This window comes from Pseudoxanthomonas sp. (assembly GCF_035999195.1).
Lineage (GTDB): Bacteria > Pseudomonadota > Gammaproteobacteria > Xanthomonadales > Xanthomonadaceae > Pseudoxanthomonas_A.
The window spans coordinates 2,360,351-2,377,768 of record NZ_DASYGY010000009.1; the positions used below are offsets into that span (position 1 = coordinate 2,360,351).

Below are 17,418 nucleotides of genomic sequence, written 5' to 3' on the forward strand. Positions count from 1 at the left end.
AGGCCGCCGCCGGTCTGTCGACACAGGCCATCTGTCGGGATCGGCGGGATTCTGGCGTCAATGCCGCGATCTTCTGTGATGAAGTTCACGCGTTTATCTATTGACGCCAACGAGTTGACGTTAAATTAAAGTAAATGTGTAATAGGCGTCTCGTTTTTGTGTGAAATGTCCGCTTCAGGGAACGAAGCGCGATTTGTGACGTGTGCCCGTTCAGGCAGGCCGACATCGGCCGGCTGACGGGCAGTGCGACTTTCAAGACAGCCTTGGGGGAGGCAGTCCCGGCTGGCCTCACTCCCGATCCAGCGCAAGGGACCACCGTGTACGTCTCGACTCAATTCCGTCGTTTGGCCAGCGAGAGCCGTTCCGTCCTCGTTCTCGGGGCGCTGGCTCTCCATGGCGCGTTCGCGGCACCGGTATTCGCGCAGACCCAGGTCACCAACACCGCCACCGTCACGCTGCCGGCGAACGTGGTGGATACGGACACCGACAACAACACGTCGAGCGTCACGGTCGGCGTGGTGGCGCCCCGGCTGCAGATGACGAAGACGGCAAGCGCCGCCAGCTTCACGGTGGGGGTGGCGGCCAGCTACACATTGTCGGTCCAGAACACCGGGACCGCGGCCACCACGGCTCCGGCGACCATCACCGACACGATTCCGACCGGCCTGGCCCTCGGCACACTGCCCTCGGGCTGCAGCGCGTCCGGACAGACCGTCACCTGTACGGTGGGGACGGGTCTGGCCGCCGGCGCCAGCGCCGGTTTCGTGATTCCGGTGACACCGACCGCACCGTCGCCGGCCCCCGGCCTGACGAACACCGCCACCGTGACCGGTGGCGGCGATCCGACGTGTCCGGCCAATACCCGCTGCACGAGCTCGATCCAGACGCCCGTGCAGCCGGTCATCGACGCGCTCGACGACAGTTACAACGTGGCCGCCACGGGCGGTACCACCGCGAGCGTCATCGTCAACGACACCACCAATAATGTAGCCGCCGTCATCGGCACCAACGTCACGTTGACGCCCGGCACCGCGCCGACTCCGTCGGCCGGCAGCATCGCGATGAATGCCGACGGCACCATCAGCGTGGCGCCGAACACCACCGCAGGCAGCTACGGCTATCCGTACCAGATCTGCACCAGCCCTGCCACGGCGCCGCCGACCTGCGATACCGCCATCGCGACCATCGTCGTCGCCCCGGCGCCTGCGCTGACGATCGAGAAGACGGCCGGCGCGCCGACGGGCAGCACGGCGGGCAGCACGATCGCCTACAGCTTCCTGGTGACCAACACGGGCAACGTGACGCTCACGGGCATCGCGATCACCGACCCGCTGCTGGCCACGGCGCCGGTGTGCCCGGTGACGACGCTGGCCCCGGGTGCGAGCACGACCTGCACGGGCAGCTACGCGATCACGCAGGCGGACATCGATGCCGGTGTGGTGAACAACAGCGCCACGGCCACGGGCACGCCGCCGACGGGTCCGTCGGTGACCTCGCCGCCTGACACGACGAGCACGCCGATCACGCAGAGCTCCTCGCAGACACTGGTGAAGGCGCTGACCGGAGACAGCACCGGTGGTGCGGTCGCGGTGGGCGACGAGCTGACCTACACGGTCACGATGACCAATACGGGCAACACGACGCTGACCAATGTGGTGGTGAGCGATGCGCTGATCACCCCGAACAGCACCACCTGCGCCAGCGTGGCGCCGGGTGCGACCTGCCAGCTGGTGGGTACGTACACGGTGACCCAGGCCGACGCCGATGCGGGCACGGTCCGCAACACGGCGGTGGTGACCAGTCCGGTCTGCCCGGCGGGCAGCACGGATCCGTCGTGCACGACGACGATCGACACCCCGGTCGAGAATCCGCAGGTGACCTACAGCAAGTCGGTCACCCTGCCGGTCGGCCAGACCGAGGTTTCGGTGGGCGATACGCTGACGTACACGCTGCAGGTGGTTGTGGCCGATGCTGCCACCACGGCGCCGGTCATGCTGACCGACACCATGGGCCAGGGCCTCACGCCGGGTGTGGTGAACGCGGGGGCCTTCAGCTGCGCCGCCGGCAGTCCGCTGGTCTGCACGCTGCCGGCCGGCACGGCGCCGGGGACCTATGCGGTCACCTACACCGCGATCGTCAACGAGCTCGCCACGGGCTTCGTGCGCAACACCGTGATCGCGACGGGCGACGATGCCCCGACCTGCCAGGGCAGCTGCCAGACCGACACCATCGTGACCGAGCCGCTGCCGGCCATCATCAGCTACGGCAAGACCGTGACGCTGCCGGCCGGTCGTACCCAGGTCGTGGCGGGCGACGTGCTGACCTACACGCTGACCACCACGGTGGCGGCGGCGCCGACGTCCGGCGTGCTGACGCTGACCGACACGCCAGGCAATGGCCTGACGTTCGGCGCGGTGACCAGTGCCGGCGCCTACACCTGCTCGGGCACGCAGCCGCTGGTCTGCACCCTGCCGGCCGGCACGGCGCCCGGGGTGTACGCGCTGAGCTACACCGCCACCGTGAACGCGCAGGCGTCCGGCGTGGTCCGGAACAGCGTGGTCGGCAGCAGCGACGACAACCCGGTCTGTGCGACGGATTGCGATGTCGAAACGCCGGTCGCGGCCCCGGTCATCACCGTCAACAAGAGCGCTGATCCGGGCAATGGCACGACGGTCGAACCCGGCCAGGTGATCACCTACGTCCTGTCCGTCGAAGTCGGCCAGGCGGCCACCCGCGCGACCGTGACGCTGGTCGATACGCCCGGCGCAGGACTGGTGCCGCGTCCGATGCCCGCCGGCTGCGACTACAACGGCACCACGATCACCTGCACGTTGCCGGCCGGTACGCCGGTGGGCATGCATACGTTCACCTACACCGCGACCGTCGATGCCTCGGCGAGCGGCCGCGTATCGAACGTGGTCGTGGCGACCAGCGGTGACACGACGGGCGACCCGCCGACCTGCCAGAGCTGCAGCACCGAGCATCAGGTCGACCTGCCCGAGATCCGCCTGAGCAAGTCGGCCGGTGCGCGCGAGGTGAAGCTCGGCGACCTGGTCCGCTACACGCTGACCGTGGAGAACGTGGGCACCAGCGACCTGGTGAACGGCCGCATCATCGACACGCCGCCGGCAGGGTTCACCTATGTCGAAGGCTCGCTGGTGGCCGGCGATGCCGACCGGATGGCGACAGTGTCGGGGACGTACCCGATCCGCATCGACGGCTTCGACGTGCCTGCGGGCGAAACCGCCACCCTCGTCTACGTGATGCGCGTCGGTGCCGGCGTCCGCCCGGGCACCCACGTCAACCAGGCGCAGGTGCGTTCGGCCACCGATGAGCCGCTGTCTAACATGGCGACGGCGGAGGTGACGCTGACGGCCGACGCCCTGATCGACGACAGCCTGCTGATGGGTACGGTCTTCAACGACCGCGATGGCGATGGCTGGCAGGACAGCGCTGCGTTGAGCGGTGTCAGGGTGCGCGGCGGCTTCGCGCCGGGTGCGTACATCGCCAACTCCACCACGGTGGACCGTGGCGCCGGCCCGCAGCCGGAGCCTGATGCCAGCTCGCCGCTGCTGCACGGCATCGCGGTGGGCGCCATCGCGGGCCGCCAGTCGGTGGCCGAGCCGGCCGATGCGCAGGAAGTGGTGATCCGCCAGCGCCTGAGCGAGGCCAGCTTCACCGACGACTTCGTGCTGACCAGCGACCAGGGCGTGACCGTGCGCATGGATGCGGCGGGCAATACCCGCGTCGAGAAATCGGGCGATGCGGCGAAGGGCCTGAATGCCGCGACGCCGACGGTCGAGCGCCGTGTGTCGCAGGGTGAGGGCGGCTACGTGGTCGACTACGTCATCCGCAACGCCGGCATCGACGAACGCGGTATCCCCGGCGTGCGCATCGCCTCGGTGGAAGGTCTGCTGATCGAGACCGACCAGTACGGCCGCTACCACCTGACCGGCGTGTCGGGTGGCACGTGGGAACGCGGTCGCAACTTCATCCTGAAGGTCGATCCGTCCACGTTGCCGGCCGGTGCCGAGTTCACCACCGACAACCCGCTGCTGCGCCGGATCACCCCCGGCGTACCGGTCCGCTTCGACTTCGGCGTGACGTTGCCGGAGCAGGTGATCGAGGGCGGTGAGGAGCAGGTCGAGCTGGAACTGGGCGAGGTGTTCTTCGCCCCGGGCAGCGCCGAGGTGCGTGCGCAGTACCTGCCGGTCATCGACGCGATGGCCTCGCAGGTGCGCAAGTACCGGGGTGGCGAAGTGGTCATCGACGCCAACGGCGACAGCGAGGGCCTGGCCTTCCAGCGTGCCGAGGCGGTCAAGACGGCGCTGCTGGCCAAGCTGGACGACCAGGCCGCGAAGGCGCTGGTGGTCAGTGCACGCGGCAACGTCGACGACCCGGGTTCGCTGGTGGTCGGCGTCGACGAGGGCGGAGCCTTGCTGGGCACGGTGCTGTTCGACACCGACAAGGCGGTGATCCGTCCCGAGTTCACGCCCCTGCTCGACAGGATCGCGGCATCGCTCGAGATGCGCGGCGGCGGCAGCATCGCCATCGTCGGCCACACCGACCAGCGCGGCTCCCACGCCTACAACACGGCGCTGGGCATGCGTCGCGCCAAGGCCGTCTACGACGCCATCGCCACGCGTCTGAGTCCGGAGGTGCGCGCCAAGGTGCGCGTGGACGCCAGCAACGATCCGACCGCCCCTGTCGGCGTGCGTAAGTGAGGGGGCCGATCATGAAGAAGCGTATGAAGATGAAGCTACTGGACTACACGCTGATCGGCCTGCTCGCCGGCACCGTGCCCGTTGCCGCGGCGCAGACGCCGGCCTCCCCGGCGCCGCGCAGCGGCGATGCCGCCGCGTCGGTTGACTGCGGGGACGACGGCTGCCGCGGCGAGGAAGGCCTGCTGTTCCGGTTGCGCACGCGCAGCTACGACAGGCCGGTGACGCAGGGAACCGATGCGCGCTCGTCCTCCGAGGCCCTGCAGCCCGACCGCCGCGTGACCGTGGCGACCGAGCAGCCGGGCAAGGCGACGGCGATGGGCAAGTTCTCCATCGACCTGCCGGGCGGCGGCGTCATCTGGGCGACGGAAGATCCCACCCTGGGCCAGCCCGAGCTTTCGGTGTCCGCGCCGACGATGGTGGCCTTCGATGGGCAGCGCATCACCAGGCCGGTGCAGTTCTACGTCCGTGGCAACTACCCGGCCTTCATCAAGCGGTTGGAGATCTCGCTCTATCGCAGCGGCGACGCCGACCTGATCGAGCCCATCGCCACCGTGCCGATGGACGTGGCGGCGGTCAGCCAGGCGGACTGGGACGGCACGCTGCCGTCCAAGTATCCGTTCCGCAAGGGCGATGAGCTCGTCTATGTGCTGCGTGCCTATGGAGAGGGCGACAGTTTCGACGAAACCTATCCGCGGACGCTGCAGCTGGTGTCGCCCGAGGAGGCCGAGCGCGGCACCGACCTGCTCCGCGGCAGCGTGGAGCGCGCACTCGGCACCGCGCTGACCGGTGAGCAGGCACAGGCGCAAAGCCTGCTGGACACGGCGTTCGCCGACAACGGCCTGCGCCAGCAGAACATCCCGCTGTACGGCTCGCGCATCCGCATCCAGGGCCGCAACATTCCCGAGCCCGGCCAGCTGACGATCAACGGCGAAAGCTATCCGGTCGACCTGGAGCGCAAGTTCGTGGCCGAGTACCTGGTCCCGGTGGGCCGGCACCGGTTCGACATCGGCGTGGGCGGGGGTGAGGGCGCGCCGTCGGCCAAGCCTGCGTACACGCTGGACGTCGATGTCACCGGCCGCTACTTCTTCGGCGTCGGCCTGGCCGACGTCACGATCGCACAGAACAAGGTCAGCGGCTCCGGCGCGGCGTTCGCCAACGACACCCGCTACCAGGACGACGTCATCAGCGACGGCCGCCTCGCGTTCTACGGCAAGGCCAAGTACGCCGGCAAGTATCTGGTCACGGCGCAGGCCGACACCACCCAGCGCGACCTCGAGCGCCTGTTCGACGGCTTCACCGAAGCCGACCCGCAGGACATCTTCCGTCGCCTCGACCCGGATCTCTACTATCCGGTCTACGGCGACGATTCCACGACGTACCGCGACGTGGACACGATGGGCCGCTTCTACCTGCGCGTGGACTGGGACAAGAACCAGGCGCTGTGGGGCAACTACAGCACCGGCATCACCGGCACCGAATATGCGCAGTACCAGCGCTCGCTGTACGGTGCGGCGCTGAACTGGCGCTCCAACGCGACCAACCGCTGGGGCGATCCCGGCAGCGAGCTGCGCGTGTTCGGCTCGCAGGCCGAGACCGCGCCGGGCCACAACGAGTTCATCGGTACCGGCGGCAGCCTGTACTACCTGCGCCATACCGACCTGCTGCCGGGCTCGGACGTGGTGACCCTGGAGATCCGCGACCTGACCACCGGCCGCACCGAGAACCGCGTGGTCCTGCAGCGCGGTACGGACTATGAGATCGACGAACTGCAGGGACGCGTGCTGCTGACCCGCCCGCTGGCGCAGATCACCCGCGAGAACATTCCCACGCTGACCCGCGACACGCCGCTGGACGGCTTCGAGCAGCGGCTGATCGTGGACTACGAATGGGTGCCGTCCGGCTTCGATGCCGACGATGTGACCGCCGGTTTCCGCGGCAAGCACTGGTTCGGCAATCATGTCGGCGTCGGCGCGACCTACGTGCAGGAAAACCGGGCGGGCGAGGACTACACCCAGGCCGCCGGCGACCTGACGCTGCAGGCGGGCAAGGGCACCTACGTCAAGGCCGAATACGCGCAGACCGAATCGTTCGGCGCCCCGGTGTTCTTCTCCGACAACGGCGGCCTGAGCTTCAGCCAGCAGAACGACACCGCGCTGTTCCGCGAGGGCGAGGCCAAGTCGCTGGAAGCGCGCGCCAACTTCAAGGAACTGGGCTGGACGGAACAGGACTGGAGCGTGGGCGCGTGGTGGCGCAACACCAGCGCCGGCTATTCCATCTCCCGCTACGACACCGGCCGGCCGGTGACCGAATACGGCGCCGAGCTGCTGGGCCAGTTCACGCCCAACCTGGGCCTGTACACGCGCTACACCCGCGCCGAAAGCGGCGCGGAGTCGCTGACGCAGGCGCAGGCCACGCTGGAATGGCGCGTCAACGATGCCGGCACCTTCAGCGCCGAGCTGCGCCGCGTGGACCAGGAAGGCACGACGGCCGATGCCGCCGGCACGCTGGGCGCGCTGAAATACCTGCACCGCTTCGGCAGCACGCTGGAGTTGTACGGCATCGGACAGGTGACACTGGACGACGATGGCGGCGCGTATGCCGACAACAACGCGCTGACCCTGGGCGGCAAGGTCCTGTACGGCCAGCAGTCGTCCGTGGGCGCGGAAGTCACCACCGGCGACCGTGGCGAAGCCGCCACCGTCAATGCCGAGCATCGCCTGACCGCCGAACATTCGGTCTATGGCGCCTACACCTATTCCACCGACACCACCGACTACGAGTCGCTGTTCAACCGCGGCGCGCAGAACGGTTGGACGCTGGGCCAGCGCTGGCGCCTGTCCAACCAGGTCAACCTGTACAACGAAAGCCAGTTCCTGAAGGAACGCGACGAGTCGGGGCTGGCGCACACGTTCGGCATGGATTTCTATCCCGCGCAGGGCTGGAACCTGGGCTTCACGCTGTCCGATGGCGAGCTCACCAACAGCGCAGGCGGCAACATCGACCGGCGTGCGATCAGCATTTCCGGCGGCCGCACGTCGCCGGAGACCGACTGGCAGAGCAAGCTGGAGTGGCGCGAGGACCAGGGTGCCGAGCAGCGCGAGCAGTGGGTCAGCACCCACCGCCTGACGCACAGGATCAACGAGAGCTGGCGCATCGCGGCGCGGTTGAACTACGCCGACACCGACGACGAGCGCGATCCGCTGGCCAGCGCGCGCTTCATCGAGGGCAATGTGGGCTTCGCCTACCGTCCCTGGAACAACCAGCGCTGGGGCCTGTACGGTCGCTACACCTACCTGTACGACCTGGCCACGCTCGGCCAGGTGGGCGGCGCGGATTACGACCAGAAGTCGCAGATCCTCTCGTTCGAGGGCGTGTACAAGCTGGACCAGCGCTGGGAGTTCGCCGGCAAGCTGGCGCGCCGCGAAGGCGAAGTGCGCCTGGGGCGCGGTACCGGCGTGTGGCTGGATTCGGCCACCACCTTCGGTGCGGCCCAGGTGCGGTACGACCTGCGCACGAAGTGGCATGCGCTGGCGGAATACCGCTGGCTCGATGTCGATGACGGCGGTACACGCCAGGGCTTCCTGGTGGGCGTCGATCGCGACCTCGGCAGGAACTTCCGCATCGGTTTGGGCTACAACTTCACCGAGTTCAGCGACGACCTGACCGACTTCGACTACGACCACAAGGGCTGGTTCCTCAACCTGGTCGGCACGTACTGACACGCACTTCGCGGCCGGCGCACGCGCCGGCTTCGTGTCAGGAGGACGACGATGGCGCGTCGGTCGACGCCGCGTCAGGCGGCGTCGATGGCGGCTGGTAGTGCCGGATCAGCGCGTCGCGGATCATCACGGTGGTGGCATGGCCGGCCCCCAACTGGCGGCGGGCTTCCACCAGCGCATCCTGCAACAGGATTTCGGCGCGCCGACGGTCGTCGGACGGGACCGGTTCCGCCTGCTGCAGCAACGTGTAGGCCAGCCAGTATCTGGCGGTAGGGGCGGGCCACTGGCGTTGCCGCGCGGCGTGGAGGGATTCCTGCAGCAGGCCGGTCGCTTCATTCCGCCACGTGTCGGCCTGGTCGGTCGTGGCCTCGGCGGCCAGCACGGCCAGCGCGCGCGCCTGCGTTTCCTTGGCGGCGAGGGTGGCGGGATGACGGGGTCCGAGTGTCTGCTCGAGCAACGCGACGCCCTGCCTCGCCCATGCCAGGCCCTCTCGTGCGTCGCGATGCAGGGCCACGCGCGCCTCCAGCAACATCTGGTATGCGTACTCGGGGTGGCGGGTGCCGTAGGCGTGCGCGATCGCGCGGCGGGCCGTCTGCAGCGCCGGCGCGGCGACGTCTGCGCCCCCGGGCGCCAGCGCGGCCGCTTCCAGCTGCAGGCGCAGGCTGCGCGCGGTATCGGGGTGCGCGGGGCCAAGGCGCTGACGGCGGTCGGCGAGCAACGACGCGGCCAGGTGCGCGGCGGCTTCATGCCGTCGCTGCAGCAGCAGCAGCGACAGGCGCGTCTCGTCGATATCGCTCGTCAGGGCCGGTGCGCCGGGTGGCGTGGCTGCCGTCGCATCCCGCAGGTCGCGCTCGGCGGCGGTCAGCTCCAGCAACTGCAGATGCCATTGGGCGCGAAGGAGCAGCAGCGTCGCGCGTGCCGTCATGGCCGGGTGCGACGACGCGCCGGCGGTGCCGTCCAGCGCGAAGGCCAGCGTGGCGAAGGCGGTGTCGTATTCGGCCAGCGCCCAGTGCGCGCGGGCCAGTTCGACGAGCAGGTCGACGACGGCCGGGTCTCCGACCGGGGCGTTGCGCGCCGACTGCGCCAGGGCGCGCGTGGCGATGTCGCGCGCTTCCGCATGCCGGGCCTGCAGGTTGAGCAGCCGCGCGAGCATGGCCTGGGTATCGATCGAAGCGGCAGCACCGGCCGCCAGCAGGCGCTGGGCTTCGTCCGCCAGCGCCAGGGCATGGGTGTAGTCGCCCAGCGCGGCGTAGCTGCGCGCCAGGGATGCCATGGCCCGCGCCTTGATCGCCGGGCTGGACTGCAGCGGCAGTGCGCGCAGTTGCCGCTCGGTCTGCTCCAGCATGTGGCGCGACGACGGGCGCGCCTCGGCCAGGCCCGACAACGTCACTGCGCCCAGGGTCTGCTCGAACACGGCGGATACCGACTGCATGTCGCGCAGCTCTTGGCGGTCGCGCAGGTAGGACCAGCCGACCACGCCAGCGCCTCCGGCCGTCGCCAGCGCCACGCCGCCGGCCAGCGTGCATGCCACGGCATGCCGATGCAGGAAGCGCCCGACCACATAGGCCCGGCCGCCTTCGCGCGCCGCCACGGGACGTCGCGCCAGCCAGTGCTCGAGATCCTCGATCAGGGCATCGACACTGGCATGGCGGTCGGCCGGCGAATACGCGGCCGCCTTCAGCGCGATCGCATCCAGGTCGCCACGCAGGCGGTTGCGCAGTTGGCGCGGGCTGCGCAGGGCGCGTTGCCAGGCCACCTCCGCCGACGCGGTGGAGGCGAGCATGGAGGGAGCGCGGGCGGGTGACGCGGCGGCGCGGCCGAGCAGCCCGGCATGCAACGACTGCAGCGGGCGCGGCCAGTCGCCGACCAGCAACTGGTACAGCATCACGCCGATCGAATGGATGTCGCTGGCGGCCGTGGCGGCGCCGCCGGCCAGCACTTCCGGCGCCGTGTAGCCGTTGGTGATGGCCAGGCGCGGCAGGTGGCCACCCTCCAGGCCGTCGATCATCGCCGACAGGCCGAAGTCGATCAGCTGCACGCGGCCATCGGCGGACACCAGCACGTTGCACGGTTTGATGTCCTGGTGCAGTACGCGCCGGCCGTGCGCATAGCGCAGCGCTTCGCAGGCCTGCAACAGCAGGCGCACGCGCGCTTCCAGCGGCAGGCGATGCCGGTTGGCGTACACGTCCAGCGCGGTGCCGTGCACCAGGCGCATGGCAAACCAGGGGCGGCCATCGCCTTCGACGCCACCGTCCAGCAGAGGGGCGATGTGCGGATGGTCCAGCTGGGCCAGATGGTTGCGCTCCCGCATGAACGCATCGATCAGCACGGGCGTGGACATCTCCGCCCGCATGCACTTCAGCGCGACCTGCTTCTCGTACTGCCCATCGGCACGGCTGGCCTCGTAGACCGTTCCCATGCCGCCGGATTCGATCACGCGGTCGATCCGCCACGGACCCAGCCGGTTGCCGATGCGGTCGATCGCCGCGTCGGCGTCGTGGCCGGCATGCGCCCCGACCAGGGCATCGAAGGCGACGTCTTCCAGCGGGTGCGTGGCGGCATCCGCCGCCAGCAGGCGGAGCAGCGCGTCGTGCAGGGCGGGCTCGCGCGCCTTCAGTCGCTTCAGGGCGGCCGAGCGCTGCGGTGGCGCGAGTTCGGCGAAGGTGTCGAACAACGCCAGTGCGCGGGTTTCCGGGTCGGACATCGTCGACGGTCGGTTGAAGGCGGAATGTCGCGGCGCCGGCGGCCTGGCGACCATGGCGCGAAGCGGGAGCGTACACGCTTCGCGCCGCAGATCAGGGAGGGGTGGCGCGCCTGGAGGGATTCGAACCCCCGACCAATGGCTTCGGAAGCCACTACTCTATCCGGCTGAGCTACAGGCGCACGGGACCGGCATTCTAGCCGCAAACGGGTGCCGATGGCCGAGTCCGGCCGGCGATCACGACGATCCGGGCCGCTGGACTCGCCTGCTACCCTTTCCCGCATGGGATACGAGCGTTTCGACGAAGTGGATACGCCGCGCTGGCGCGAGCGGCTGGGCCAGTACTGGAAGCTGGTGCGCGGCGACCGGCCGATCGGCGTGTTGCTGCTGCTGTGGCCGACGTGGTGGGCGCTGTGGCTGGCCGCCGATGGCGTGCCGCCGGGGTGGACGCTGTTCGTGTTCACCGCCGGCGTATGGCTGACCCGCTCGGCGGGGTGCGTGATCAACGACTATGCGGACCGCTGGCTGGATCCGCAGGTCGAGCGCACGCGCGGGCGTCCGTTGGCGACCGGCGCGGTCTCCGGGCGCGAAGCGCTGGGGGTGTTCGCGGTACTGATGCTGGCGGCCTTCGCGCTGGTGCTGACGATGAACCGCCTGACCGTGTGGCTCAGCGTCGTGGGTCTGTTCCTGGCGGCCAGTTATCCCTACCTCAAACGCTACACCTACCTGCCGCAGGTCTATCTGGGGCTGGCGTTCGGCTGGGGCATCCCGATGGCGTTCGCCGCCGTGCGCGGTGAGGTGCCGGCCGTGGCCTGGGTGCTGTACGGCGCCAACATCCTGTGGGCGACGGCCTACGACACGTGGTACGCGATGGTCGACCGCGAGGACGACATCCGTGCCGGGTCGAAATCCACCGCCATCCTGTTCGGCGACCTCGATCTGGTGATCCAGGGCGTGTTGTATGCGCTGGTGTTCGTTGCGCTGTACCTGGTCGGCGATCAGGCCGGGCTGGGGATGTACTACTGGGCCGGCCTCGTCGTGGCCTCGCTGCTGGTGGTGTGGGAGTTCGCCATGGCCCGCCACCGCGAGCGCCAGGCCTGCTTCCGGGCCTTCCTGCACAACAACTGGGTAGGTGCGGCGGTGTTCCTCGGACTGGCGTTGGATCTTGCCCGCTGAGCGGTCCGCCGCGTTCATGGGAGTCGCGCAGCACTGTGATAGTGTTCACACTTCTTGATGTGAAATCACGTATCGCACGGCATGACAGAACAATACAGGGGCGCGGGAATCGCCGTATTTCCGTCGAGGGGACGCGGGCGTTGGTGGATCGGTGCGGTGCTGGCGATGTGCACGCTCAATGCGGCCGCGCAGACCGTGCGCTGGGAGGACTATCGCGGCAACAGCCGCGTCGGCACGGTGTATACCGGCCCGGCCGGCGCGCCGACGTTCGCCAACAACACCGGCACCGGCGCGGCACGACTCGATGCCTTGCGCGCCATCGCCAGCAATCCCGCCAATGCCGTGCGGACCGGCACGGCCGCGGACATCAACTTCCGGCAGGCGGCCAACCATCTCTGCAACATGGATTCGCCGCCCAACAGCGTCGCCTCCTGCAACCTGCAGGCGATGGGGCGCGTGGCGTACGCGCTGATCCGGTTCCCGCAGGCCGGCACCTACAACGTCAGCGTCGCGCATGACGACAACATCGAACTCGGCTTCTCCAGCGACTACGCCAATACGTCGTACCGCACCGCGTCGTACGACATCCCGGTCGGTACGGTCGACAACTGGACCGCCAACGAAGACACGTACGTGAACCTCGGCAGCTTCACCGCCGCCAGCGCCAACAGCTGCGCGCTGGTGCGCATGTACTGGCTGAACCACGGAGGCATCAACTTCGCCCGGTTGCGGTGGACGCCGCCCGGCAGCGCCACGCCGGTCATCATTCCGGCCACGGCCTTCCGCGACCCCGCGGCTGCCGCCAGCGCCACCGGGTGCAACGGCTCCATCACCGGCAACGGCACCACCATCACGCTGAACAAGGCGCTCGGCGCGCCACGCGCCGCGGCCAGCGACCAGTTCACCGTGCAGATCGGCACCACGGCAGCCGCCGGCACGGTGCGCGAGGCGACCACGTCCGGCGCGGGCGTCGGGCAGCAGGCCAGCACCGGCGCGCTGGCAGTGACCACCGGGGCGACCTATTATCTGCGCGACATCATGGCGACCGGCAGCGCGTCGACGCTGGCCGGTGCGTACACGGCCTCGATCAGCTGCACGCGCAACGGCACGGCGTTCACCCCGGCGGGCGCATCGCCGACCTGGAACGTCACGCCGGCGGCCAACGACCAGATCGTCTGCACCATCACCAATACCGCGCGCCCGATCCTGCGGCTCAGCAAGGAACTGCCCGACGGCCGCCTGCTGGGGACCGACCAGTTCACGCTGGCCATCGCCGGCACGGGCGCGGGCACCGGCGCGTCGGTGACGACCACGGGCGCCAGCACCACCCCCACCCAGACGGCCGTCGTTGCCCCGGCCACCGCAGGCGCCAGCTACACCTTCTCCGAAGCCGGAGCCGGCGGCGCGAACCTGGCCGACTACACGACGACCTACGCCTGCACCAACGCGCGCAGCGGCGGACCGGCACCCAGCGGCAGCGGGACCTCCTTCGCTTTTTCGCCGGTGGCGGGCGACCAGCTGAGCTGCGTGTTCCGCAACGTGCGCATCCCGCGCACCGACCTGTCCATCGTCAAGGCCGCCAGTCCCGCGACGGCCGTATCCGGCAGCGTGGTGACCTACACGCTCACCGCGAGCAATCCCGGTCCCAGCGCCGCCAACGGCACGGTCATCCGCGACACCCCGGGCGCCGGGCTGGACTGCGCCGATCCCGCGATCACCGCCGCGTGTGCCGCCTCGGGCGGGGCGAGCTGCCCGGGCGCCACCGTGCCGGTAGCCAGCCTGACCGGAAGTGCCGGCGTGAGCATCCCCACATTCCCGGCCGGCGGACAGGTGGTGCTGACCTTGCAGTGCCGGGTCACCGCGAGCGGCCTGACGCCCTGACGCCGTGCGTGCCCTCAGGGCACGCGCGCGCAGACCCAGGCATCCACGCGCGTCGCGCCCGCCGCGAGCAGGGCGCGCGCCGCCGCGTGCAGGGTGGCGCCGGTGGTCATCACATCGTCGAGCAGCGCGACATGCCCCGGCGGCACGCTGCCAGGCGGTACCGCAAAGGCGCGGGCGACATTGCGCTGCCGCTGCAGTGCGTCGAGCTCGGATTGCGGCGCCGTCGGCTGCACGCGTCGCAGCAGGTCCGCTCGCAGGGGCAGGGCGAGCCGCGCCGCCAGTGGCCGCGCCAGTTCCAGCGCCTGGTCGTAGCCGCGTTCGCGCAGGCGGCGGGCATGCAGCGGTACCGGGACAATCGCATCCGGCCGCGGCGCCGATGACAGGGGGCCCGCCATCAATTCCGCCATCAGCCGCCCGGCGGCCAGGTCGCGATGGAACTTGAAGCGCGGCACCAGCCGGTCCAGCGGGAACCCGTACACGAAGACCGCCTGCGTCCGCGTCAGCACCGGCGGCTTGCGCAGGCAATCGCCGCAGTCGCCTGCGTCCGCCATCGGCACCCCGCAGCGGGGGCATGCCGACGTGTTCCACGGCAGCCGTTCGGTACAGGAGGCGCACAGATCCGTGTCGTTGCTGCCGGTTTCGCGGCAGATCAGGCATCGCGGCGGGAACAGCAGGCGGACGGCACGACGCCATCCGCCGTCAACTCGTGAGGCATCCATGCGGTTGACAGGGCGGTGCCCGGTTTCCAGACTCCCCCGACTGTATTCCGTCGAGGCCGCGATGTCCGCACACATTTCCACCGATGCGCCGGTCGTGCGCCATGACTGGCGCCGCGACGAGCTGCTGGCCCTGTTCGACCTGCCGTTTCCCGAACTGCTGCATCGCGCGTCGACGGTGCATCGCGCCCATTTCGACCCCGCGGAGGTCCAGGTCTCGACCCTGCTGTCGGTCAAGACCGGCGGCTGCCCGGAAGACTGCGCCTACTGCCCGCAGGCGCAGCGCTACGACACCGGCGTGGCCGCGCAGAAGCTGATGGACGCCGACGACGTGCTCGCGAAGGCCGCGCAGGCCAAGGCGGCGGGCGCGTCGCGCTTCTGCATGGGCGCGGCCTGGCGGTCGCCGAAGGACCGCGACATCCCCAAGGTCGCCGAGATGATCCGCGGCGTGAAGGCGCTGGGGCTGGAGACCTGCGCCACGCTGGGCATGCTGAGCGGGCCGCAGGCGCAGGCGCTGAAGGACGCCGGGCTGGACTACTACAACCACAACCTCGACACCGCCCCCGACTTCTACGGCGACATCATCCGCACGCGCGAGTACCAGGATCGCCTGGACACGCTGGAACATGTCCGCGACGCCGGCATGAAGACCTGCTGCGGCGGCATCGTCGGCATGGGCGAGTCGCGCGACCAGCGCGCCGGCCTGCTGCAGGCCCTGGCCAACCTCCCGTCGCATCCGGATTCGGTGCCGATCAACCGGCTGGTGCAGGTGGCCGGCACGCCGCTGCACGGCACCACCGAGCTGGACCCGTTCGAGTTCGTCCGCACGATCGCGGTCGCCCGCATCGTCATGCCCGCCTCGATGGTGCGCCTGTCGGCCGGCCGTGAGGCGATGAGCGACGAACTGCAGGCGCTGTGCTTCCTCGCCGGCGCCAACTCGATCTTCTACGGCGAGAAGCTGCTGACCACCGGCAACCCGGATACCGCGCGCGACCAGGCGCTGTTCGCCCGCCTCGGGCTGCGGCCGATGGCGGTGCAGGTGGAAAACATGCACGACCATCACAGAACCGATGCCCCGGGCAGCGGTACGGTGCATGCCGACATCACCCGTCCCGAGCCGTCCTGCGGCCGGGCGGCGTAAGTCGGGGCGACAGGGGGCAGGACCGGACGCAGCACGCTGGCGCGGAAACGCGGGCCGGCGCGTCGTCGTCGGTGCCCGCGATGCGTCCCGGCGCCCTCCCATGCCAGGCCCGTCGACATGACCCGCACCGATCTGCACGACCGCATCCTTGCCCAGCGCCAGCAGCGCATCGCGCTGGGCCGGCAGCGGACGCGCCGCACCATCACCCGCCGCGACGGCGTGCGCGTCGAGGTCAATGGCCGCTGGCTGACCGAGTTCAGCAGCAACGACTATCTCGGCCTGGCGCAGCAGTTCGAAGTGACCAACGCGCTGCAGGACGCGGCCGCGCGCGAAGGGGCCGGTGCCGGCGCGTCGCATCTGGTCAGCGGCCACCACGCGGCGCATGAGGGCCTGGAGCGCGACATCGCCGACTGGCTGGGCTATCCGCGGGCGCTGCTGTTCGGCAGCGGCTTCCTCGCCAACCTCGCCGTGCAGCAGGCCTTGCTGGAAGACGGCGACGTCTGCGTGCAGGACCGGCTCAACCACGCCAGCCTGCTCGACGCCACGCGGCTGGCGGGCGCCAAGCTGCGCCGCTACCCGCACCTCGACCCCGAAGGCGCGCTGCGCCAGTTGAAGCTGCAGCCCGAGGGCGCGGCGATGCTGGCCACCGACGGCATCTTCAGCATGGACGGCGATGCCGCGCCGCTGCGCGCGCTCAGCCTGGTCGCGCGCATGCAGCAGGCACTGTTCTTCGTCGACGACGCGCACGGCGTGGGCGTGCGCGGTCCCGAAGGCCGCGGCAGCGTGGCCGAAGCGCGCATGGGCGTGGCCGACGTGCCGCTGCAGCTGGTCACGCTGGGCAAAGCGCTGGGCGGCTACGGGGCGGTGGTGGTGGGCGAGGACACGCTGATCCAGCATCTGGCCGAAACCGCGCGCCCCTACATCTATACCACGGCCATGCCGCCTGCATTGGCCGCGGCCACGCGCGTCGCGGTGAAGCATGCGCGCCGCGACCAATGGCGCCGCGACAAGCTGCAATCGCTGGTGGACCGCTTCCGCAGCGGCGCGCAACGCGCAGGCCTGCAGCTGATGGCGTCGGACTCGCCGATCCAGCCGGTGCTGTGCGGCAGCGATGCCACCGCGCTGGCGCTGTCCGCCGCGCTGGACAGCGCCGGCTACCTGGTGCCGGCGATCCGTCCGCCGACCGTGCCGGACGGCAAGGCGCGGCTGCGGGTGACGCTGTCCGCGCTGCATTCGCTGCAGGACGTGGACGGCCTGGTGGCGACGCTGGCGCGCTCATGGGACGCGGTGCAGCGCGTGCACGGCGCCGTGGCCTGAGCACGACGCCCGAGGTTCCGGACCGCACGGGATCGGCGACAAT

General features: G+C 70.0%; 8 protein-coding genes and 1 tRNA gene. 6 read left to right on the top strand and 3 right to left on the bottom strand.

What is annotated here, in order from left to right:
- Window positions 1–317 precede the first annotated feature (317 nt).
- Entirely contained in the window at window positions 318–4,724 is a 4,407-nt protein-coding gene (locus tag VGN58_RS17985) for a DUF7507 domain-containing protein (protein WP_327484539.1), read from the top strand.
- A gap of 11 nt (window positions 4,725–4,735) precedes the next feature.
- Window positions 4,736–8,443: a hypothetical protein gene (locus VGN58_RS17990; RefSeq protein ID WP_327484540.1), complete on the top strand. Its 3,708-nt coding sequence runs from the start codon at window positions 4,736–4,738 to the stop codon at window positions 8,441–8,443.
- A gap of 37 nt (window positions 8,444–8,480) precedes the next feature.
- Here the strand turns inward: VGN58_RS17990 and VGN58_RS17995 are convergent, their stop codons facing one another.
- Complete coding sequence (locus tag VGN58_RS17995; RefSeq protein WP_327484541.1) at window positions 8,481–11,147, bottom strand: serine/threonine-protein kinase; 2,667 nt, start codon at window positions 11,145–11,147, stop codon at window positions 8,481–8,483.
- A 102-nt stretch (window positions 11,148–11,249) separates the two neighbouring features.
- Window positions 11,250–11,326 (bottom strand) — tRNA-Arg (locus tag VGN58_RS18000).
- Between the two features lie 100 nt (window positions 11,327–11,426).
- Between VGN58_RS18000 and ubiA the strand changes: the two genes are divergently transcribed.
- Together ubiA and VGN58_RS18010 are read left to right on the top strand one after the other, a co-directional pair.
- The gene (gene ubiA, locus VGN58_RS18005; protein ID WP_327484542.1) at window positions 11,427–12,320 is read left to right on the top strand and encodes a 4-hydroxybenzoate octaprenyltransferase; all 894 of its coding nucleotides are present in this window, start codon (window positions 11,427–11,429) and stop codon (window positions 12,318–12,320) included.
- Window positions 12,321–12,401: 81 nt separating this feature from the next.
- Window positions 12,402–14,201 carry a hypothetical protein gene (locus tag VGN58_RS18010; protein WP_327484543.1) on the top strand — a complete coding sequence of 600 codons (1,800 nt, stop codon included), beginning with the start codon at window positions 12,402–12,404 and terminating at the stop codon, window positions 14,199–14,201.
- A 14-nt stretch (window positions 14,202–14,215) separates the two neighbouring features.
- Here VGN58_RS18010 and VGN58_RS18015 read toward each other — a convergent pair whose 3' ends face one another.
- The gene (locus tag VGN58_RS18015; protein ID WP_327484544.1) at window positions 14,216–14,920 is read right to left on the bottom strand and encodes a ComF family protein; all 705 of its coding nucleotides are present in this window, start codon (window positions 14,918–14,920) and stop codon (window positions 14,216–14,218) included.
- A gap of 61 nt (window positions 14,921–14,981) precedes the next feature.
- On the opposite strand from VGN58_RS18015, the gene bioB reads away from it, so the two are divergent.
- Both bioB and bioF read left to right on the top strand, forming a co-directional pair.
- On the top strand, window positions 14,982–16,058 hold the full coding sequence (gene bioB, locus VGN58_RS18020) for a biotin synthase BioB (protein WP_327484545.1): 1,077 nt from the start codon (window positions 14,982–14,984) through the stop codon (window positions 16,056–16,058).
- Between the two features lie 117 nt (window positions 16,059–16,175).
- The gene (bioF, locus tag VGN58_RS18025; RefSeq protein WP_327484546.1) at window positions 16,176–17,375 is read left to right on the top strand and encodes an 8-amino-7-oxononanoate synthase; all 1,200 of its coding nucleotides are present in this window, start codon (window positions 16,176–16,178) and stop codon (window positions 17,373–17,375) included.
- The last annotated feature ends 43 nt before the right edge of the window (window positions 17,376–17,418 follow it).